We start from the raw sequence: 20,845 nt of genomic DNA, 5'->3' as shown, positions 1-20,845 counted from the left end.
TGATGGCCCGACGTCCGCCCGGCGTCAGCACTTCCGCGCGATGGCTCGCCGGCGTGCTGGTCGCCGTGCTGGCCATCGGCACGATCGTGCTCGCCGTCGTCGCCGTCGATCGGGTGCGCGCACCGCAGACCGCGGGGGAGGCCGCTCCCGCCCCGACGTTCACGTTCGGGGGTGGGGCGACGACCGTGCCGACGCCATCGTCGCCGCCTGCGCCCGTCGCCGGTGCGGCGTACCCGCGCGCGGAGGAGCGGTTCCTCTCCGTCGGGTCGGGCGGGATGTGGCGCGGAATCGCCGGTGAATGCGGCGCAGCATCCCCGCTGATCGAGCGCTCGACCGACGGCGGCGACACCTGGGAAGACGTCACCCCGGTCTACCGGGGAATCGGGCAACTCCTCGCCCTCGACGCCTTCGCCGGCACGGAGGCCGAGATGGTCGCGGGCATGGGCGACGAGTGCGAGACGCAGGCGCTCCGCACCTTCACGCAGGGCGAGTTCTGGGAGCCGTACCCCGAGGTGCTCGCCGCATCCCGCTACCTCGACCCGACCGCGCCGAACAGTCTCATCACCCCGGGCGGCCCGGTCGATGCGCCGTGCGCCGACCCCCGCAGCGTGCGCGCCGCAGGCGCCACCGTGGCCCTGGTGTGCGAGGGCACTGCGTACGTGCTGGGCGCCGACCGCGAATGGCTGCCGCTCCCGACCCCGGATGCGGCGGCCGTCGCCATCTCCGGCAACCAACTCTTGGTCGCCGCACGGTCAGCGGCGTGCCAGGGCCTCGAGGTCTCCGCCCTCTCGGGCAGGACCTTTTCCGAGTCTGCCCCTCTCGGCTGCGCTGCCGTCGACCCGGCGAACCCGGTCACGCTCGCAGCGGCCGGCGATGACGCCCTCCTCTGGTCAGGGGACTCGCTGATCCGACTCCCGTGATTCGGCCCAATCCCTATCGCGGCGTGGGCCGCCGTGCCGTGAACCTTTGTCCCCCACGTGTCCCCCATTACGTCATTTCGGCGACACAAACCGGTGCTAGCGTGACGCCTGGAACAATCCGTTGGGGCACCGGACGACGGAAGGAAACTACTGTGACGTCAGACCTACGGGTCGACGCGACACCGCCGTCGCAGAGTACCGAGAACCTCGGAGAGCGATCCGTAACCGGCAGCGCCCTCACACCATGGACTAGCCTGACGAAGATGCCGGATAAGGCGTCCCGATGGCGACGCGCCTACGCGCGACGACTCATGATCACGGACCTCGTCGTGCTCGTGTGGGTTGTGTACGGTGCCCAGATCGCCTGGTTCGGCGCCGGCGAAGTAAGCCTCGCCCTTGCAGCCGACAGCCGCTTCGACGACGTGTCATATTGGTTCTTCTCGGCGGCTCTCATCGCGGCTTGGATGTGGGCGCTGTCGTTCATCGACTCCCGCAGTGACCGCGTCACTGGGACGGGGCCCCAAGAGTACATACGCGTCGTGGACGCAAGCTTCCGCCTCTTCGGGTTTATCGCGATCATTGCCTTCCTCACCAAGACAGACATCGCACGGGGGTATCTTCTCATCAGCCTCCCGCTCGGTCTGCTGACGCTGGTCGTGGGTCGGTGGGTGTGGCGCCAATGGTTGATCATGAAGCGGGGCCAAGGGGAGTTCTCCGCCCGGGTGCTCCTCGTCGGGTCCACGGACTCGGTCACTCAGATCGCCCGCGAGCTGAGTCGGAATGTGGCAGCGGGCTACCGTGTCGTTGGGGCCTGCATACCTTCCGGGAAAGTCGGCGACCGGGTCCCAGGCACTGATATCCCTGTGATGGGTTCGGTCGAAGCCGTGACCCCAGCGATCGCCGCAACCGGGGCGGACACCGTGGCGGTGACTAGCACGGATGAGTTGCCGCCGGACAAGGTGAAGGAAATTTCGTGGGGTCTTGAAGCTGGACGGGAGCACCTGGTGCTGGCCCCGAGCATCGTCGACATTGCCGGGCCACGTTTACATACGAGGCCGGTAGCCGGCCTGCCGCTCATCCACGTCGAGACACCACGGTTCTCCCTAGGGCAGCGTTTTATGAAGCGCGCCTTCGACCTAACATGTGCCGGGGTCCTCCTGGTCGCCCTATCACCAGTGCTTCTTGCTGTGACGGTTGCGGTCCTCGCGACGAGCCGAGGCCCGGTCCTCTATCAGCAGGAACGAATCGGCCGGAACGGTCGCCCGTTCAAGATGCTCAAGTTCCGCTCGATGCGGGTTGGCGCTGAAACAGAGTTGCAGGCTCTACTGGAAGCCCAAGGGACCGGCGACAGGCCACTGTTTAAAATTCACAACGACCCGAGAGTCACATCAGTAGGTCGCTTCATCCGGAGGTATTCGTTAGATGAGCTGCCCCAACTCTTAAACGTCCTCGGTGGTTCTATGAGCTTGGTTGGGCCGCGGCCGCAGATTGCAGCGGAGGTGGCGCTGTACAGTAGCGCAGCCCGACGTCGTCTACTCGCGCGTCCGGGCCTGACGGGTCTTTGGCAGGTTAGCGGGAGGTCATCCCTGGACTGGGAAGACTCGGTTCGACTGGATCTCTACTACGTGGAGAACTGGTCCTTGGTCGGGGATCTTGCGATCCTCCTGAAGACTGCGCGCGCGGTCATCATGCCTGGAGAGAGTGCCCACTAAATGAATCGCGGTCCAGGTTCAACGAGAAAAGCGTCGCTGACAGACCTTTACCGGGTTCGCACGACAGCCCCAGGCTGCTTCGCGAGTTCGCGGGCGCGCTACACACCGCTCGAGCGCGCTGCTGACCCTTCCAGGCATCCATCGCGCACGACTCACGGAGAGAGCGGCTGACTTGCCTGCAGTAATTTACTCAGCCCTCATTGGCGGCTACGAGACTCCCATGGCGCAGCCCAACCGGGCCAGCCTCGGGGTAGAGATGGTGATGTTCACGGACCAGCCGGAACGGTTCAGCGGGTCCGGTTGGAACGTCATTGGCGTGGAGCCACGTTTTCCGACGGATAGCGTAAGAAGCGCCCGATACCTTAAAGTCGTCGGTCACCCAGCCCTAGATGAGTATGATTCGACCATTTGGCTCGACAACCGCGTGGTGCTGAAGACGGACGCGCTGCGACTTCTCGACCAGCTTCAGTCCCATGAGTTAGTGGTTTCAAGCCACTCCTACCGAGCGTCGCTCCTCGATGAGTACCGCCAGGTGATCGCCGCTGGGTATGACGATCCCGATCGGGTTCGTCATACGTTCCGGGCCGCTTGCGCTGCCGGCGTCGACATGAAAACCGCTCCTCTTTGGACGGGCCTCCTGCTTCGAAGGCGAGACGCGTCTGTCGCGCGCGCCATGCGTACCTGGATGGATTTCATCCTGCTTGGGTCCCGGAGGGACCAGTTGTCTATTCACGCGGCGCTCGCGCTCACACCGCTCGATACCCAGGTAATCAACCTTGACAACCAAGAATCGCTGTACCACAGGTGGATCCCTAACGGAGCCATGTCTCGCAATACGGCGGTGCAGGCCTGGCGACCATCGCGCAGGTCGTTGGGTTTGAGGGTCGCGGATGTCATTCGCTCCCGGGAGTTGACCCGGCGGGGGGCGCGTCTCTTGGAACGCATGGGACACCCGCTTCCTACACTGGACGAGACGCCGTGTCGGAAGCAGTAACGATGTGCCTCCAACTAACATCTCGCGCGGCCGGCGTCCTGTTGGGGCGACCACACGCCGGACTGCTGTGTGCAAGGCGGACTGAGTGAACCTCACCTTTTATACCGAGTCGCTGGACAGCAACTCCCTAGGGCGCACTTACAGCCTCTGGCTGCTAGCCGATCACCTCGGGTGGAAATCCCGGGTGGTAGCCCCTCGCGGTGTCGGTATCTGGGGGCCCGTCGCAAACACACGCTTCGCTGAAGCCTGCAGCATAGAAGCACCGTCAGACGCTGCCAGCAAGCTTCCCGACCACACCGATCTGATCATCGCTTGCAAGCCTCTGACGCAGTCCCTGGGTGTCGCTCTGAGGGTCAGCGCTGACCGGGAGGTGCCACTGATGGTCGACGTAGACGATCCCGATCTGGAGTCGATGCTTCGGATTGGTCGCCCTTTGGAGCGCATCGCCAGGTCGATCCGCCGCCCCGGCCGGACTGTGCGCGACCTCCGATTCCGGAGCGAAGCCGCGCGCCTGCCATCGATCATCAGCAACCCTTGGCTGGGGGACCGATATGGGGGGACTCTGATACCTCACGCGCGTTTGGATACAGGAGCCGGCCGCTACTCCACTAGCACTCGACCCCGCCTCGCTTTCGTGGGGACGAATCGCCGCCACAAGGGCGTCGATGTGCTGCGCGGCGCCGTCTCGCGATTGGCGGGGGCCGGATTCAGCCTCACCATCACGGACGAGCCGCCGCCGGACGCTAAACCCTGGGAGTTGTGGGTCGGCCGCACGACAATTCAGGAGGGCATGGCACTCGTGCGTGACGCCGATATCGTCGCCATCCCAAGCCTCAGGACACGGCAGTCTGAGGGACAACTCCCCGCCAAGCTGATGGACGCCATGCTTTTTGGCCGACCGGTCGTGGTGTCTGATGTTGCACCTATGCCTTGGGCCGTAGGCCAGGCGGGGCTAGTTGTGCCCCCCGGCTCGACCGGGGCGCTGGCTAATGCGCTCCAACGACTGAGCGACCCTGCTCTCAGACGAAAGCTAGGGCAAGCTGCGCGCGCGCGTGCCATGTCGGAGTTCCGTGTAGAGGCCCTGGCGCCACGCTTCCAGGATGCGTGCGAACAGGCCGTAGAAGGCTACAGGGCCGGTCGATTGAAATGAGACCGCTCACCCTGCTCGCCGCCCCGACTCAGCCGCTTCTGCGCCAAGCCCGCGCGAGGAGTGAGGCCGCCCTTTCTGCGCGGATTCGTAGCACCACGTCCCACCTGCCCGCGGCTGCCGCATTTGACGGTCTCCATAGCCGAAGTCTCGCGATTGCGGCTGTGCGCCCAACGGTCTTGCGACCTCACGTCAACTTGGTGCTTCCACAGCTCTCCCTGGAATCGATGTTCGCTGGTTCACGCACTGCCCTGGGTTTCGGCATGCAGCTAGCGGAACGCCTCGACCTTCCGGTCCGACTGGTCGCCTTGACCGGCCGGCTATCTACCAAGCGCCGTCACGCTCTCACTGCCTACCTGGCGAGAGAATTTCCCGACAGCGCACACCTGGTGGGAGCCATACTCGGTGCCCGCGACATGCCGGGGGTGCCAGTCGGGAACGACGATTTATGGATCGCCACTCACTGGACGACAGCGCACTCGCTGGACGTCGCGTGCCGGCTGCAGATCGTGGACCCCGCACGCGTCATTTACTTGATTCAGGACTATGAGCCCGGGTTCACGCCCTGGTCTACTGAGTTCGCCATTGCCCAGGCCACGTACCACGCAGGATTCCGGGCGGTGGTGAACTCACGGCCGTTGAGCGAATACCTCTGCAATGTCGAAGGGATGCGAATCGATGAACGACTTGTTTTCCGGCCACAACTCGACCTTCGTCGTCTCGAGCGCACGTGGCACGAGCGCGGTACGCGAGGGGATAACGGCTTGTCGATCCTCTTCTACGCACGGCCGGACAAGCCTCGGAACCTCTTTAACATCGGGATGTCAGCGCTAGCCCTGACCGTATTGCGCGAAACAACTAGCGGTCGCACGGTCGACGTCCACACCGCTGGAGGACGGCACGCGGTCCCTTCCAGGGGTCCCCTCACAGGCGCGCGCGTGCTGGGTAAGCTGCCCTGGGACAGCTACTTCGAAACTCTCAGTAGATCCGATGTGGTCCTGTCGCTCCAGCACAGCCCACACCCGTCACACCCGCCGCTGGACGCAGTTGTCTCAGGTGGGCGGGCAGTTACGAACGAACTAGGCGGGACGCGGGGGGGCATTCATGCTCGCCTGCTGGCGGTGGCGCCCGATCCTGACCGCTTGAGTGACGCGCTCAGGCTCGCGCTGGCAAGTTCCCGAGACGGAGATCGGGTCGGATCCTTTGACCCGGGGACGCTAGACGCCTTAGGGGAGCCTCTCGACGCCGTATTGGACCAACTTGTGGCAGAGATCGCACCCTAGATGCGCGGCTTCGGTGGGTGGCGTTCCTTAGGCCTGTTCTTTATCGTCCCGGGTATAAGCGCCCTCGCGCCACTCCTCGTCTACCCTGCCATCACCGCCCAATTCGGAGCTGCTGGCTTCGCGTCGGTCGCCATCGGGCAATCTATCGGCGCGACCGTCGCCGTTGTCTGCGAGTTGGGATGGAGCGTGATTGGGCCCCAGGCTATTGCCCGGGGTCAAGATAGTTCGACACTCCATGGCCAGTCCGTGGCGACGAAGACGATTTCGCTAAGCGTCGGCGTGCCGCTCGGGGCCGCAGTCGCTTTCCTGATCGCGACTGACTACGAGATCGTGGCTAGCGCTGTCGCGGCGGCGACCAGTCTTGCCGCCCTAAGCCCGGTCTGGTTGCTCACCGGGATGAACCGACCGGGGATCATCCTCTTGGTCGACATGCTGCCGCGGCTGATCCTGAACATACTGGCGGCGGTCGTCATATCTCTCGGCGGCCCCTTGATCGCGTTCGCAGTTGTAACAGCGGCGGGTGCGCTGCTAACACCCCCATTGGCAGCGCGCGCCGGTGGTTATCGACTATTCCCGACTGCGAGCAACTACCGGGAGGGCGTGAGCCTGATCCGTCAGCAGATACCTCTGACTGCCGGGAGATCGCTGAGCGTGCTCTACACGACGCTGGTAACCGCCGTCGTGGGCGCCATCTCCCCCGCCTCCGTCGCGCTCTATGGCGCGACCGACAGGATTCTCCGGATGGGCCTCGCTGTTCTTGCTGGGTTCCCGGCGCGGCTACAGAGCTGGCTCGGCGGATCCACCCCAGACGAGTTGCATCGGAGGATCCGGCAGTCGCTGATCGCGAATGTCATCCTCGGCGGGTTTGCGGGCACTGTCTTTTTCATTGTCGCCGCGCCGGCGGCGCACGTTCTCTTCACGGGCGCCATCAACATCCCATCGGTCACGGCCGCGTGGGGCTCTCTCATCGTATTTGCCGTCTGCGCGTCCCGAGGCCTCGGATTGGCGCTGGTCGCGGTGGGCCGTCCTAATGCCATCGCGACAGGTAACTTTATTGCGGCCATGGCTGGCGGCTTGGCCGCTCTCCTGCTGATCGCGCCGCTGGGCGCTGACGGCGCCCTGATCGCGGTCGGGGCAGCGGAGATGGCCGCTATCGTGACCCAGGGAATTGCCCTCTCGAATGCGATCGGAGGAAACCATCGACACACTTGACTCCGTGCTCGCATCTTGGCGAGTTCGCCGCGGCCACCCCGCAGCGCCCGCTTCAGCCGTCCCTCCGCCATGCTCATCACGACCCATCGCAAGATTGGACCAGCCGTGAACCCATCCACCACTCTCGACGACGTGATAGCCGGCATCGTGACCTTCAACCCCGAGATCGACCGGTTGAATGAGAACATCCGGGCAATATCGCCTCAGGTTCGCGCCCTCATCGTCTTCGATAACGGGTCCTCTGACACCATGGCCCTCGAGGCGATCGCCCGCGAGGTTCCGAACATGACGTTGATCCGGGGACAACGAAACCATGGCATTGCGTACGCTCTCAATACCTTGCTCGCGAACGCTACTGATCTGGGTTTCCGCTATCTGCTCACTCTTGACCAAGACAGTGTGTCGTCCCCTGACATGGCGCGAACGCTTCGGGGCGCTATGACTCCGGAGGTAGGGATAGCAACGCCGCTTATCGTCGACAGGAACAAGTTGCACCCGATGACGCGTCGGACTCAAGCAATAGAAGTGCAGGAGTATCGACGCCCTGCGCGGCGAGGCGCCATCACTTCCGGAGCCCTCGTTTCCGTCGATGTGGCTGTCAGCGTCGGGGGCTTCGATGACGACCTTTTCATCGACTATGTGGACTACGACCTAAACGCTCGCCTCATGATGGCGGGATACAAGATCGTGCGGGCCAACGCTGTGACCCTTCTACATGAAGTCGGAAGGGCGCGCGCCACCTGGCTGCGCACTCCTCGTCGAGATGTCGACGGATCGTGGCGCCTAGAGCGGTTCTATTCCTTCGGTCACAGCCCGCTCCGCTGCTACTACAAGGCGCGCAACCGCGTTATTTTCACAAAGAAGTACGGCTTTAAGCTCGGACCAGCCAACGAAGGGATCTGGCAAATACCCCAGCAGGTGCTTCTCACGTTGTTGTTTGAAGACTCGCGACGGGAGAAGTTGATGGCGTACGCGCGCGGCTTCCGCGATGGGTTGAGGTATAGCCCTCGCAAGAAACCTGAAGGCGGCCCCGGATGAGCGCGGGGGGTCGCGTGACCGCATCACACCATACGAATACAGCGCGTATTGAGGCGACGCGTTGGCGCCACACGCGCGCGCGTTCAGGCGAAGGGGCGCAGGCGTGGACGTAGTGGTTGGAGCGGTTCTGGTATTAGCGACTGTTGTCGCCCTGACCATTGTGTCGCGATCAGCAACGCCGGCCGGGTATGCCACCGGTTTCGTCATCGGGCTGAGCACTCTCGTGCCGATGGTGTCTGCAACCGAGGTGATCATCGGCATTCTTGCTCTGTCTTCGGCCAGCATATCGGCTGCGGTCTTATGGAGACTCCGTGGCTCTGGGATGGCGGGGGGCGTCTTCGTCTGGCTTCCGCTGTCCCTCCTCATTTATATGCAGGTCGCGCGGATTTTTGGGGAGCAAGCGTACTTCACCGAGTGGGCGCTCACCCTCGCCGTGGCTGCGGCCGTTCCACTCGCCGCGCGCCTTCGCCGTGCTGACATTGTCCCGGTCGCCCGCCTACTCAACTGCTTTCTCCTTTTTCATCTCGCTTACTCGGCGGGCGAGCTGTTCGGGGGCGTCCCGCCGATATGGCCCATGGGCAACGGGCTCACCGACCTATCTCACCGCCCTAATTTCTTGCTGACCAACCTGCCCGGACGCGCGATGACATCCTTTGCGCATCCGATCCCGATGGCGACCTATGGCTTGGCGGTGGGAATCCTCAATCTGCACATCGCCCTTCGCCATCGCAACATCTATTGGGTCGGCGCCATCGCCGCGTTTGCGCTCATACTCCTCAGCGGCACGCGTAGCGCCGTGATCGCCTTCATCGCAGGAATTGGCGTGGCCCTGGTCACGAGCCAACGGGTTAGTAGTGCGCTTAAGGTGACACTCAGCCTCTTCCTACTCCTGGGGGGCGCGGTAGCAGTCGCGAATCTCGGGAGTTTTCTAAGTGCACTCGGGCTCGGTGCGGGGTTCGAGGAGTCCAACTCGTTCCTGTATCGAACCTCGGTCCTTGCGAGCGCAGGGCAGATATTGCAGCAGGCACCGCTCCCTCTCTTTTTTGGGTGGGGCGGCAATCGCGAGGAGATCTTCGCCCAGCGGCTCGTCGCGGGGGCCGAGTATGGCGTGGTGTTCTTTGACAATCAGTTTGTTGCTATGGCCGCCATGTTCGGGCTCCTCGGCCTGCTGCTCTTCCTCTCAATTTTTGTCCTGGTTGCGTGGAGGGGTGGCACTTTTTCGAGGGGCGTGCTCGCATCATTTGCGGTGATGGGATTCGGGTTCGACTTTTTGCAGTACTTGACGCCGGCATTGCTCTTCTACTTCGGCGTCGCGGCCAGCCGGATGGACGACGCACTCCCGATCGAGGACGATCGCGGACTCCATAGCAAAGCCTCCGCGCGCCAAGGGCAAGTGACCCGCGCACGATCCACGACACGGTCCCGACACGGCACCAGGTCGTAACCTCGCGCTGGTACCAGAGGGAGTGCTGCACGAGTAGGTGACGGTCGGTTTGTCACGCAGCCAGTGCGGCTGGCGTGTTCATGATGACTTCGAACTCGACGGGCGTCAAACGGCCGAGGCGGAGCTGGCGTCTGCGTCGGTGGTAGGTCCGCTCGATCCAGGTCACGATCGCGATGCGCAGTTCGTCGCGGGTGGTCCAGGTGCGGCGGTTGAGGACGTTCTTCTGAAGCGGTGCGAAGAAGCTCTCCATGGCGGCGTTGTCGCCGGCGGCGCCGACCCGGCCCATCGATCCGACCATTCGGTGGCGGCTGAGCGCGCGGAGGAACTTCCTGCTACGAAATTGCGATCCTCGATCGCTGTGAACCACGCAGCCGGTGACGTTGCCGCGCATCAGAGCGGCGTTCTCGAGTGCCCGGACGGCCAGTACCGACTTCATCCGGGAGTCGATCGAGTACCCCACGATCTTGTTTGAGAAGACGTCCTTGACCGCGCAGAGGTAGAGCTTGCCCTCTCCGGTTCGGTGCTCGGTGATGTCGGTCAGCCAGAGCTGGTTCGGCTCGTCTGCCGTGAAGTTGCGGCCGACGAGATCGTCGTGGACGGGCGGACCGGCCTTCTTCCCGCTCCCGCGGCCCTTCTTCTTCCCGAACGCGGACCACCACCCATTCGACGCGGCGATCCGCCACGCAGTCCGATCCGCCATCGCCTCGCCGGCGTCGCGCGCCTCGTCAGCGAGCAGCCGATGGCCGAACTCGGGGTCGTCCTTGTGAGCGTCGAACAGCGCGTTCGCGCGATACGCCTCCACCACCTCGCTGGGCGTGACGGGAGCCGCAAGCCACCGGTAGTAGGGCTGACGAGAGAGCTTGAGCACCCGGCACGTCACCGTCACGGGAATCCCCGAGCCGGCGAGCTCCTTCACGAGCGGGTAGAGCCTTTTCCCGGCAGGTTCGCCTGCGACAGATACGCCGCCGCCCGGCGCAGGACCTCGTTCTCCTGCTCCAGCAGCCGGACCCGCTGACGCAACTCACGGTTTTCCGCGGACTCCGCCCGGGACGGGCCCGGCGCGGTCCCTTCGTCGACCTTGGCGCGGTGGAGCCACTTCTGCAACGTCATCGGGTGGATACCGAAGTCTTTCGCGATCTGCTCGATCGTCACTCCGGGCTCGCGGTTCCTCGCGACGCGCACGACGTCGTCACGGAACTCGCTCGGGTAGGGACTAGGCACAGCAACATCCTTCCAAGCCGCCCTCCCGGGCAAGCCAGATCAGATGTCACCTATCCGTGCAGCCCTCCCCCCCGACACCGTGACTGTGAGGCGGGCCTTGCCGCGACGATCGATTGGTACGGTCGGAACGAGGCGTGGTGCGCACGGCTATAGACGACGTCGAAGCCTTCTACGCATAGAAGGGCTAGTGACGGTGAGCGATCGACTTCGATGACAGCTCAGCCGGTACCGCAACGTGTCTTCGACAATCGCGGCGGCACCAGTTGCGATATCACGCCGATGGCGCCACGGTATCGGGCGGCCTGAGGGCGCAACCCGCACCTTACCGCCGCGCGTTTAGGGAATATCGCGCTGGTCGACAGCGGCGCGAGGAGCCGCGGTTCACGTCGTGGTGGATGACTCTACGCCTGGGGGGTGTGCGGTGACTCGACTGCCAGGGTGCGGCCAGGCTCAGCTGCGGTGTCGCCTAGTCCCGGTCGCAGACGCGAGGCGAACCGCGCGGTAAGCGGACGTTCGACGAACTTAAAGCTCAAAGCCGCGGCTGCGTATGTGCCGGCGAGGCCGAGCACGAACCAAAGCAACGGGTCTATGCCCTTGATCACCGTAGCGATCGCCATCAGCACGGGATAATGCCACAGGTACAGCCCGTACGAGATCTCACCCGTATATGCGATGGGTCGCCAACTGAGCAAGCGGGCCAAGCCGCTTTGCTGGCGTGTGAACAGATAACCGATAACTGTGGCCGTTGACAGACCGACGAGCGGCAGCCCGACCCAGTAATACCATTTCTGAAACATCGCCCCCTCACTGGCGTTGAAGTCAGGCATCGCGATCACGACCGATACCACCCCCAATACCGCGGGGATAATCAGCATCCGGCTCGCGCGCTCAACCAGGTTCTCGTAACCCGCGAAGACGACCATGGCGAGCAGGGCACCGAACACAAGCATGTCGACGCGAAAGTCGGTCCCGAACGTCCGATACATATTTGTGCCGTCGAACACGAGGAAGCGAGTTGCCGCGGATGCAATAGCCGTGACCAAGGCGATCGCTGCCAGCCAGTAAAGTCCTCGGCGCGCGCGGAGCGTCGAGATCACGATGATGGGCCACACGAGATAGAACTGCTCCTCCACAGCCAGGGACCACATCGGACCGAACCAGCCCAGCGCGGGGCTATTCGTGAGAACGATCATCCAGTTGCCGAAGTAGAGCAATACGCCCGGGGTTGCGACAAGGGACTGTACGAGCGTGTCGCTCTGCGACAGCAAGAGAGACGCGACGGCCAATAGGTCTACTGCAGCAACCACCAGGATCAGCGCGGGCAATAACCGGAGCACACGTCGAAGCCAAAACCGACTGATATCAATGCGGCCGAACCGACGGTGCTCCTGTAGCAGCAGGTAGGTGATAAGAAACCCACTTAAGCCGAAGAAAATATCAACGCCAATGCCGCCGCCATGAAAAAAGGGTAGGTGAGCATGCGCCGCGATGACGAGGAGTACCGCAAGCGCACGCACCCCATCGAGCCCAGCGATGTGACCTCTATGCGCCGCACGACTCAAACCATGCCCCCGCCCGTCTCCCCCAAGATAGTAGCGCTGCCCAACGAACGCCGTGTTACCAAGGTGAGACGATTCCCGTGTGGGAAGAGATGGGCGATGCGGGGAGCGAACAGGTTGCCGGAAGCAACGGCACACAGAGATCGACCGCGGCCGCCGTGTTCCGGCGGGGCACGGTTGCCCACGACATTCATCGGCATCAACTAGCTGCTTCAGCCGTCATCCCACGCCGTCAACACTCGCCGGTCACACCGGGTTGATATGAATAGACATGCTCGACGGAGAGCCCGGAAGGCGATCACGCCATAAAGAGGGAGTCCCATGCGTCTATCAGTCATCGGGTGCGGCTATTTAGGCGCGGTGCACGCCGCGTCCATGGCCTCGGTCGGGCACGAAGTGATCGGTATCGACATCGATGCCGGTAAGATCGCGGCGCTGTCTAAGGGCGAGGCACCCTTCTTCGAGCCGGGACTGCAGGAGATTCTGGGAGAGGGGATCCAGTCCGGGCGGCTGCGTTTCACGACCGATATGTCCGAGGCGCGGGGAGCCAGCGTCCACTTCGTCGGAGTGGGAACGCCGCAAGTCAGGAACGGTTACGCCGCCGACATGACGTACGTCAACGCGGCGGTCGATGGACTGCTGCCCTATCTCTCCCCGGGCGACCTCGTCGCTGGTAAGTCCACCGTACCTGTGGGCACGGCGGCCGCTCTCGCGGAACGCGTCACCCCGACGGGCGCGACGCTGGTGTGGAACCCAGAGTTCCTGCGCGAGGGATGGGCCGTTCAAGATACCATCGACCCTGATCGTCTCGTGGCGGGCGTCCCGGCCGGGGAAGAGGGCGAACGGGCGGCTGAGATCCTCCGAGCGGTCTACCACCCCTCTATCGCGAAGAACACGCCCTTCATCGTCACCGACTACGCCACGGCTGAACTGGTGAAAGTGGCGGCCAACGCGTTCCTCGCCACCAAGATCTCCTTCATCAACGCGATGGCCGAGATCGCCGAGGTCACCGGCGCCGACGTCACCACCCTCGCCGACGCGATCGGCCACGACGCGCGTATCGGTCGGCGCTTCCTCGGCGCCGGGATCGGGTTCGGCGGCGGTTGCCTGCCGAAAGATATCCGCGCGTTCTCGGCTCGCGCCGAAGAGCTCGGCCGCGGAGAATCGGTGGCCTTCCTCCGTGAGGTGGACGCGATCAACCTCCGCCGCCGCGACCGCGCCGTCGACCTCGTCGTGAATGCCCTAGGCGGCTCAGCCTTCAAGAAGAACGTCACTGTCCTCGGTGCCGCTTTTAAGCCGCACAGCGACGACATCCGCGACTCGCCCGCCCTTGACGTCGCCGTACGTCTCCATGGGCTCGGGGCGTGGGTCACGATCACCGACCCCGCGGCGATCGAGAACGCGCGCCGCATCCACCCCCAACTCAACTACGTCGAAGACCGCGACGAGGCGCTGCGCGGAGCGGACGCCGTGATCGTCGTCACGGAGTGGGACGAATACCGACGGGAACTCTCCCCCGAGCATGCCGGATCGCTCGTAAACGGCAAGGTCGTCGTGGATGGACGCAACTGCCTCGACTCAGCCGCCTGGCGTGCGGCTGGGTGGACGTACTACGGCATGGGGCGCCCCTGATCTAGCCGGGGGCGGTACACCGCGGCGTGCCGGGCTGCACACGCTCTGCTCGGGCCCCACCGTCCCACGACGAGCGTCCGCAGCCAGCCGAGGAGTGGTGGCCCTCCGTCGGGCGGGGTCGCCGTCACACCTCGCCGCCATCGGTGTCGGCAACGGCATGGGGAGCCCCTCAATCGTGGAAACCACCACTTATCCACAGGGTCGCCCAGGGCCCGTCAGCCAGCCAAGGAATGTCGGTGGCCCCGAGTAGTTTCGAAGTATGGAAACCAGCCCCGGGCCTGGGGAAACCTCGCCGGATGACGCCACGCGGATGCGCGCGGGTCTCCACGGTGTGCTGGAGCAGAAGGCGGCGCTGGCGAGGGCGCAGGCGGCTCTCATCCGCCATCAGGCGGAGCTCGCCGCGGTCGCGCTGGAGCAGATCGCGCGGATGACCTCACGGGCCTCGCGTGAGCGCGAGATGCCCATGCGCTCGGTCTCGGCGGAGATCGCGTTCGCCACCCACGTGCACGATCTGACCGCGCAGAAGGAACTCAACGACGCCCACGAACTCGTCACCCGGTTTCCGGCGACAGTGACCGCGCTCGAGGATGCCGTGATCTCCAAGCGGCACGCCGACGTGATCCTCGAGGTCGGAGCATCCATCGACAACGACGACGTGCGGGAGGCGTGGGAGCACACCGTCTTGGACCGCGCGGCCCGCGAGACCCCCGGGCGCACTCGCGCCTTCGCCCGCGAACTCGCCGAGGCGGTCAACCCCATCGGAATGTCCGAACGCCATGCGAAGGCGAGCGAGACACGGGGTGTGAGCATCGTCGACCTGGACGACGGGATGGCGCTCCTGCAGGTGCGGCTCCCCGCCGCCCTCGCCTACGGCATCCGAGACCGCATCCGCCAGCAGGCGCGCATCATCCGCAACGCGGCGAACGCCGAGCGGGCACGCCGGGCAGCGGAGAAGGGCGACGCCGCCGAGACGGACGCCGTCGTGGATGCTGCGGAGCCGGAGGCCGACACGCGCACCGCCATGGATGCTGCGGAGCCGGACATCGCCGACACGAGTTCCGCGGGGGATGCTGCGGAGCCGCAGGTCGACGACCGACGCACCAGCCCGCAGATCTCAGCCGACCTGGTGGCAGACATGCTGCTCACCGGCGCCCCAGCCATCGACCCGATCGGCGATCGGAGCCCGGGCGGCCTCGGCGCGATCCGCGCGCACGTGCAGGTGGTCGTGCCGGTCCTCACCCTCGCCGGCAAGACCGACGCGGGAGCGAGCCTCCACGGCCAGATCCCCATCGACCCCGACACGGCCCGGCGCCTCGCCGGAGACGCTCCCGGGTGGGATCGGGTCATGTGCGACCCGATCACCGGCACGGTCCTCGAAGTTGATCGCTACACCGCGGGTGCCGACCAGCAACGGTTTCTCCGCGCCCGCGACCAGCACTGCCGGGGCTTCGGATGCCGCCAGCCCGCGCACCGCTGCCAACTCGACCACAACCACGAGCACCACGAGGGCGGTCCCACGGCGGTCGGCAACCTCGCGCACCTCTGCACGCGACATCACACGCTCAAGAGCGAAACCGACTGGACCGTCCGGCAACTCGACAACGGCACGCTCGAGTTCACCAGCCCACTCGGAAACCTCTACACCGACGAGCCCCCGCCCCGGGTGATGTTCGTCCCCGACGGCGATCCGCCACCGTTCTAAGCACCACCGGCCCACCACACCCGCTTCCCCGAACGCGGCGATGCCCCGCGCGTTGCGCCATCCCCGTCGCAAACTTTGACCGAGCGGTAGACCGGAGGCGCCTCCCCCGCCTCCATCAGCGTCCGCGCGATGCCCTCGGTGAGCATCTGCACGGCGCAGATACCGGCCAGGTTCGAGACCCCTCCCCCGACGACGCCATCTCCGAGGTCAACGGCGGCACCTCCCGCGGGACGCCGTCGTCGATGACGACATCGGCGAAATCTCGAAGGCGCTCGCCCGGAGGGTGACGCGACCGCGTCGACGCGGTGTGGGTCACGGAGGGGAGAGCCACCACCGTTCTGACGCTCCGCGAGTTCCCGGCCGCCTCGCAACACCCCCGCCCACCCGCGGGCGCGGACTTACAGCCCGACGAGGTGGCTCAGGCGGGTGCTCGCCAGCTCGCCCGTCTGCGCATCCACGACGTAGCGGAGCCCGACCGACACATCGCGGGCGATCTCCTCCAGGCTCGGACGCACCGCCACCCACCCGACGCCGGATTCATCCAGCGTCGTGCTCCGCTGCACCACGTCATCGAACAGGACCTGCACCGTCGCGCCCGGCTGGCCGGAGACCGAGATCCGCACCTCCACGCGCACGCCATCGACGAACGTGGTGTCGGTGCTCGAGATCGACGGAGCACCCTCCGGCAGAACCGGCCCCGGCTCCGGCGCCGGAGCGGGGTCGGGAGCCGGCGTGGGCTCGGGCGCCGGATCGGGAGCCGGCTCCGGCAGCGGCAGCGGCTCAGGACTCGGCTGAGGTTCTGGCGCCGCCTCGGGGCTCGGGTCCGGCACGGGCGCCGGCTCGGGGCTCGGCTCAGGTTCCGCCGCCGGCGCAGGTGCGGGCACAGGCGCAGGTACCGGCGCAGGTTCGGGAGCCGGGGGTTGGCTCGGCGCAGGCTCACCGCTCGGCACGGGGTCCGCGGCCGGCGGCGGACCGTTCCGCGGCAGCGTGTCCGCCGGCGTGGGTCGCGCAGAAGAGGCGGGAGTCGGCCCACCGGTCGGTGAGGGCTGAGCGAACAGCGACCCGGGAGGGGGCGTCGACGACGCCGGAACGGGGCGAGGCGACGGCGATGCGGCCGCATCCCGCGCCGACTCCGCCTCGGAGACGGCGACGAGCGGATCCGCCGGCGGCCGTGACATGCTCTGCGCCACCGTCAGCGACACCCCGGCGACCACAGCGACCCCCGCCGCCAGCAGGGCCACCGACGTCCCGACACCGGCGAGCGCGCCGCCCGTCGCGCCGGCAGTCGCGGCCGCGCCACTTGCCGCGGCGGATGCGGCGCCGCTGACGACCACCGGCGCACCGCTCGCACCGACAGAGGCGGATGCCGCGGACGCACCCACCACCATCGAGGGCATCGCCGCAGCCGCGACCGCCGAGCCGGCTCCCGCGCGGAGCGCGGCGAGCGTGGCGACGGTGGCGCCCGACCCCACGATGAGCGGCAGCAGCACGAGCGCCAGACGCCGGGAGACCTCCGTGGCCTCGGAGGCAGCCCCCGAGCAGCGGTCGCATCCAGCCAGGTGCTTCTTCATGCGGCCGAGGTCACGCGCGCCGAGGTTTCCACGCGTGTAGGCACCGAGGCGCTCGCCGGCCCACTGGCACTCGGCGTCGTCGCGCACGTCCTGCAGGTGCGCCTGGATCCACGCCTCGCGCAGACCCTCCCGCGCGCGGAAGGCCAGCTGCGCCACGGCCGACGCCTTCATCCCGAGAAGGGGCGCCACTTCGCCCGGCTTCATCCCCTCGATCTCGGTGTACCAGAGCACCTCCTGCCAGCGCGGGGGCAGGCTCCGGAACGCCTCGTGCGTGAGGGCGCGATCGAGCGCCTCATCGGTGACGTGGCTCGCCGCGTCCGGGTCGGCCACCTCCTCGACGTCATCCGTCGCCGTGTCCAGGCGCGAACGCCCCCAGTCGACAGCGGTGTTGCGGATGCTGGTGAACAGGTACGCGCGAAACGACCCGGTCGGTCCGCCTCCGCGCTGCACCGACTGGAAGATGCGGGAGAACGCCTCCTGCACGAGATCGTCGGCGTCGAAGGTCGACGTGATCGACCGGGCGACGGCCAGGCCGGAGACGTAGTGCCGGCTCCACAGCTCCGCGAACGCACCGGTGTCCCCGGTCCGGGAACGGTCGATGAGATCCGCGTCCGACGGCGCATCGCGAGCAGCCCCCATGGCGGCATGATCCTGCGTCATTTCTCCCCCTGAGCATGCTCCCCCGAACATGCGAGATGTCGCGGCGCCCGCACAGCGACCCCCGGTCGCCGGCACGCAGCGCTCCCAATTGTGCCGCACCGACAGGTGGGTCGCATTCCCCGGAGGATTTCCTTCGAATCGCGTAATAGAAGGGCGCCGTCTCCGTCTCATCACACGGGACACCTGCGCCTCCGTCTGGGGCGGAATGCGGGGCTCCCGCCTGGGGGTGGGAGCTGGGGAACTGCGACGTTCCAAATCTGGGGGTCACGCAAGTGACGGAACGTCGATGACGGGGCCTGGACTCCCTGCCGGAGGGAGTCCAGGCCCCGGCATGTTCCGCGCCCTTCGGCAGCGTGGAACCGGCGCGGCTACGACGCGAACGCGGCAGCGATCTCCGGCAGGGCCCGCGGCGCATCCGAGGCAGGCTGCACCTGCACGCACACGTGGTCGGCGCCGGCATCCAGGTGCGCCCGCACCGCGGCCACCAGGTCATCGGCGGCTCCGTGGACGACGATGCGGTCGACGAGCTCGTCGCTTCCCTCGCCGGCGATGTCGGCCTCGGTGAAACCGGCGCGGAGCATGTTGCCGGTGTAGTTCACCAGCCGCAGATAGTTCCGCAGGAACGCGCGTGCCGAACGCCGCGCGCCCTCGACGTCGGTGTCGAGCACCACCGTCTGCTCCGGCGCCACGAGCTTGCCGTCGCCGAGCGCCTCCCGTGCGTCGCGCGACTGACTCGGCACCGTCAGGTAGGGGTGCGTCCCCCCGCTCCGGGCGGCAGCAATCTGCAGCATCCGGGGGCCCAGCGCCGAGATCACGCGATCATCGATCGGCACGCCGCGCTCATCGAGCACGTCGAGGTAGTCCGACATCGCCTGCAACGGGCGGGCCCGATGCGGCGTCGCCTCGGGGTGCCCCGTCCCGACCCCCAACAGCAGACGGCCGGGATGCTTCGCCACGATGCGGTGGTATGCGTCGGCGAGGTCTCCCGCATCCGACTTCCAGATGTTCACGATGCCGGTGGCAACGACCACCGACTCCGTGGCATCCAGCAGCTCCTCTGCGTGCCGCAGGTCGGCGGGAGGCGAGCTGCCCAGCCAGAGCGTGCCGTAGCCGCGGCGTTCCAGGTCGAGGGCCAGCGACGGCTCGAGGTCGCTCCCCCGCATCCAGACGCCCAGGGCGCCGAGTCGTTCGGTCCAGGTCATGTCCGCTCGTTTCTTCAGTGCTGGTAGGTGCCGTGGATGATCGCGCGCCCGAGCGTCTGGAAGACGAGGGTGAACGACACGACCGCCGGGGTGACGTCGGGGGTGACGCCGAGCGTCTCCGACCCGACGGCGTGCACGACGAAGAAGTAGCGGTGCACCTGGTCGCCCTCCGGCGGCGCGGCACCGGCGAACCCGGCGTCGCCCCCGTCGTTGCGCACGTGGAAGGCGCCACCGGGAAGCGGCGCGGAGGCAGCGCCGGCGGGCAGCTCGGTGACGGATGCGGGGAGGTCGACGAGCACCCAGTGCCAGAAGCCGCTCGGAGTCGGCGCGTCCGGATCGAAGCACGTCACGACGAACGACTTCGTGCCCTCCGGCGCTCCCGACCACCGCAGGTGCGGCGAGACACCGGTCCCTGAGCCTGTGGAAGAGCCCGCGACCTGCGCGAGATCCAGCGGCTGACCGTCCACGACGTCGTCGCTCGTCAGCGAGAACGACGGCACCGCGGGAAGGAGCGGATACGGATCGGGAGTCTGCGGACGCGTCAGATCGGTCATACCCCGAACCTAGTGACCCGCGGGCGCGGCGGCGATAGCGTGGGGCAATGAGAACCGTTCCCCTCGGCCCAGGCGACCTGCGCGCACCCAACGTCGTGGCCGGCATGATGCGCATCGCCGACAAGACCGACGACGAGATCCGGACGCTCGTGTCCACGGCCCGCGACGCCGGCATCGACTTCTTCGACCACGCCGACATCTACGGCACCGACACCCACCAGTGCGAGCGGCGCTTCGCCGAGGCGCTGCAGCTGTCGCCGGCCGAGCGCGGCGAGATCACCATCCAGACCAAGGCCGGCATCGTCAAGGACGGGCCGTACTTCGACTTCTCCTACGAGCACCTCGTGCGCTCGGTGGAAGGGTCGCTGCAGGCGCTGCGCACCGACTACATCGACATCCTGCTGCTGCACCGGCCCGACGCCCTGGTGGAGCCGGAGGAGGTCGCGCGCGCGTTCGACGAGCTCGAGGCCGCCGGCAAGGTGCGCGCCTTCGGCGTCTCCAACCACACGCCGCGGCAGATCGACCTGCTGCGCTCGGCGGTGCAGCAGCCGATCGTCGCGAACCAGCTGCAGCTGTCGATCGCGCACGCGCCGACCGTAACGCAGGGGCTGGCCGCGAACATGGACATCGACCAGTCGGTCACGCGCGACGCCGGCGGCATCCTCGACTACTGCCGCCTCAACCGCATCACCGTCCAGGCGTGGTCGCCGTTCCAGGCCGGATTCTTCGAGGGCGTCTTTCTGGGATCCCCCGACTACGTCGACCTGAACGCCGTGATCGACGAACTCGCCGCGAAGTACGACGTCCCGCCGATCGCGATCGCCACGGCCTGGATCACGCGCCACCCCGCCGGCATCCAGGTCGTCCTCGGCACCACCACGCCCGAGCGCGTGGCGGGAGCCGCGCTCGGATCGGATCTGCCGCTCACCCGGCCGGAGTGGTACGCCCTCACCCGCGCCGCGGGCTACCGCATCCCGTAGGCGGCGAGCGCCGG

The 20,845-nt window shown here is 66.4% G+C and carries 16 protein-coding genes; 11 read left to right on the top strand and 5 right to left on the bottom strand.

What is annotated here, in order from left to right; translation table 11 throughout:
* The first annotated feature begins 2 nt into the window (after positions 1-2).
* The 8 genes from AC2DFQ_RS09290 to AC2DFQ_RS09255 all read left to right on the top strand — a co-directional run bounded on the left by AC2DFQ_RS09290 (position 3) and on the right by AC2DFQ_RS09255 (position 9,750).
* Positions 3-920, top strand: coding sequence for a hypothetical protein (locus AC2DFQ_RS09290; protein ID WP_484533684.1), 918 nt, complete (start codon positions 3-5; stop codon positions 918-920).
* A 263-nt stretch (positions 921-1,183) separates the two neighbouring features.
* On the top strand, positions 1,184-2,632 hold the full coding sequence (locus AC2DFQ_RS09285; RefSeq protein WP_484533683.1) for a sugar transferase: 1,449 nt from the start codon (positions 1,184-1,186) through the stop codon (positions 2,630-2,632).
* A gap of 220 nt (positions 2,633-2,852) precedes the next feature.
* Positions 2,853-3,626, top strand: a complete 774-nt coding sequence (locus tag AC2DFQ_RS09280; RefSeq protein ID WP_484533682.1) for a glycosyltransferase domain-containing protein — start codon at positions 2,853-2,855, stop codon at positions 3,624-3,626.
* 379 nt (positions 3,627-4,005) lie between these two features.
* Entirely contained in the window at positions 4,006-4,776 is a 771-nt protein-coding gene (locus AC2DFQ_RS09275) for a glycosyltransferase (protein WP_484533842.1), read from the top strand.
* The gene (locus tag AC2DFQ_RS09270) at positions 4,773-6,056 is read left to right on the top strand and encodes a rhamnosyltransferase WsaF family glycosyltransferase (protein WP_484533681.1); all 1,284 of its coding nucleotides are present in this window, start codon (positions 4,773-4,775) and stop codon (positions 6,054-6,056) included. The genes AC2DFQ_RS09275 and AC2DFQ_RS09270 overlap by 4 nt, the downstream gene beginning before the upstream one ends.
* A 246-nt stretch (positions 6,057-6,302) precedes the next feature.
* Positions 6,303-7,268, top strand: a complete 966-nt coding sequence (locus AC2DFQ_RS09265) for an MATE family efflux transporter (protein WP_484533680.1) — start codon at positions 6,303-6,305, stop codon at positions 7,266-7,268.
* A gap of 69 nt (positions 7,269-7,337) precedes the next feature.
* Positions 7,338-8,306, top strand: coding sequence for a glycosyltransferase (locus AC2DFQ_RS09260; RefSeq protein WP_484533679.1), 969 nt, complete (start codon positions 7,338-7,340; stop codon positions 8,304-8,306).
* Between the two features lie 103 nt (positions 8,307-8,409).
* A complete protein-coding gene (locus AC2DFQ_RS09255) occupies positions 8,410-9,750 on the top strand; it encodes an O-antigen ligase family protein (RefSeq protein WP_484533678.1) in 1,341 nt (446 codons plus the stop codon).
* A 52-nt stretch (positions 9,751-9,802) separates the two neighbouring features.
* On the opposite strand, the gene AC2DFQ_RS09250 is transcribed toward AC2DFQ_RS09255, so the two are convergent.
* Positions 9,803-10,971, bottom strand: a protein-coding gene (locus AC2DFQ_RS09250; protein WP_484533677.1) for an IS3 family transposase whose coding sequence is annotated in 2 segments (ribosomal slippage) — positions 9,803-10,684 and positions 10,687-10,971 — 1,167 coding nt in all. Because the reading frame shifts where the segments join, the coding sequence is not laid out codon by codon here.
* 401 nt (positions 10,972-11,372) lie between these two features.
* Positions 11,373-12,533, bottom strand: coding sequence for an acyltransferase family protein (locus AC2DFQ_RS09245; protein WP_484533676.1), 1,161 nt, complete (start codon positions 12,531-12,533; stop codon positions 11,373-11,375).
* A 318-nt stretch (positions 12,534-12,851) separates the two neighbouring features.
* Between AC2DFQ_RS09245 and AC2DFQ_RS09240 the strand changes: the two genes are divergently transcribed.
* Together AC2DFQ_RS09240 and AC2DFQ_RS09235 are read left to right on the top strand one after the other, a co-directional pair.
* Positions 12,852-14,162 carry a UDP-glucose dehydrogenase family protein gene (locus AC2DFQ_RS09240; RefSeq protein ID WP_484533675.1) on the top strand — a complete coding sequence of 437 codons (1,311 nt, stop codon included), beginning with the start codon at positions 12,852-12,854 and terminating at the stop codon, positions 14,160-14,162.
* 259 nt (positions 14,163-14,421) lie between these two features.
* Positions 14,422-15,864: an HNH endonuclease gene (locus AC2DFQ_RS09235; protein ID WP_484533674.1), complete on the top strand. Its 1,443-nt coding sequence runs from the start codon at positions 14,422-14,424 to the stop codon at positions 15,862-15,864.
* Between the two features lie 398 nt (positions 15,865-16,262).
* On the opposite strand, the gene AC2DFQ_RS09230 is transcribed toward AC2DFQ_RS09235, so the two are convergent.
* The 3 genes from AC2DFQ_RS09230 to AC2DFQ_RS09220 all read right to left on the bottom strand — a co-directional run bounded on the left by AC2DFQ_RS09230 (position 16,263) and on the right by AC2DFQ_RS09220 (position 19,851).
* Positions 16,263-18,074, bottom strand: a complete 1,812-nt coding sequence (locus tag AC2DFQ_RS09230; protein WP_484533673.1) for a sigma-70 family RNA polymerase sigma factor — start codon at positions 18,072-18,074, stop codon at positions 16,263-16,265.
* A 389-nt stretch (positions 18,075-18,463) separates the two neighbouring features.
* Positions 18,464-19,297 (bottom strand): TIGR03620 family F420-dependent LLM class oxidoreductase, encoded by an 834-nt coding sequence (locus AC2DFQ_RS09225; protein WP_484533672.1) that lies wholly within the window; start codon positions 19,295-19,297, stop codon positions 18,464-18,466.
* Positions 19,298-19,311: 14 nt separating this feature from the next.
* Positions 19,312-19,851 carry a YbhB/YbcL family Raf kinase inhibitor-like protein gene (locus tag AC2DFQ_RS09220; protein ID WP_484510441.1) on the bottom strand — a complete coding sequence of 180 codons (540 nt, stop codon included), beginning with the start codon at positions 19,849-19,851 and terminating at the stop codon, positions 19,312-19,314.
* Between the two features lie 47 nt (positions 19,852-19,898).
* Between AC2DFQ_RS09220 and AC2DFQ_RS09215 the strand changes: the two genes are divergently transcribed.
* The gene (locus AC2DFQ_RS09215; protein WP_484533671.1) at positions 19,899-20,831 is read left to right on the top strand and encodes an aldo/keto reductase; all 933 of its coding nucleotides are present in this window, start codon (positions 19,899-19,901) and stop codon (positions 20,829-20,831) included.
* The last annotated feature ends 14 nt before the right edge of the window (positions 20,832-20,845 follow it).

The sequence above is a fragment of the Microbacterium sp. Z11_20 genome, assembly GCF_057197605.1.
Note: the sequence above shows the minus strand (reverse complement) of the source record. Positions and strands in the feature narration are given on the sequence as shown.

Bases quoted from the DNA above. Each gene is read 5' to 3' on its own strand.
- AC2DFQ_RS09230 (WP_484533673.1), bottom strand. From the start codon at position 18,074: ATGGGGGCTGCTCGCGATGCGCCGTCGGACGCGGATCTCATCGACCGT.
- AC2DFQ_RS09260 (WP_484533679.1), top strand. From the start codon at position 7,338: ATGCTCATCACGACCCATCGCAAGATTGGACCAGCCGTGAACCCATCC.
- AC2DFQ_RS09275 (WP_484533842.1), top strand. From the start codon at position 4,006: ATGGTCGACGTAGACGATCCCGATCTGGAGTCGATGCTTCGGATTGGT.
- AC2DFQ_RS09290 (WP_484533684.1), top strand. From the start codon at position 3: ATGGCCCGACGTCCGCCCGGCGTCAGCACTTCCGCGCGATGGCTCGCC.
- AC2DFQ_RS09285 (WP_484533683.1), top strand. From the start codon at position 1,184: ATGCCGGATAAGGCGTCCCGATGGCGACGCGCCTACGCGCGACGACTC.
- AC2DFQ_RS09280 (WP_484533682.1), top strand. From the start codon at position 2,853: ATGGCGCAGCCCAACCGGGCCAGCCTCGGGGTAGAGATGGTGATGTTC.
- AC2DFQ_RS09215 (WP_484533671.1), top strand. From the start codon at position 19,899: ATGAGAACCGTTCCCCTCGGCCCAGGCGACCTGCGCGCACCCAACGTC.
- AC2DFQ_RS09240 (WP_484533675.1), top strand. From the start codon at position 12,852: ATGCGTCTATCAGTCATCGGGTGCGGCTATTTAGGCGCGGTGCACGCC.
- AC2DFQ_RS09235 (WP_484533674.1), top strand. From the start codon at position 14,422: ATGGAAACCAGCCCCGGGCCTGGGGAAACCTCGCCGGATGACGCCACG.
- AC2DFQ_RS09270 (WP_484533681.1), top strand. From the start codon at position 4,773: ATGAGACCGCTCACCCTGCTCGCCGCCCCGACTCAGCCGCTTCTGCGC.
- AC2DFQ_RS09225 (WP_484533672.1), bottom strand. From the start codon at position 19,297: ATGACCTGGACCGAACGACTCGGCGCCCTGGGCGTCTGGATGCGGGGG.
- AC2DFQ_RS09220 (WP_484510441.1), bottom strand. From the start codon at position 19,851: ATGACCGATCTGACGCGTCCGCAGACTCCCGATCCGTATCCGCTCCTT.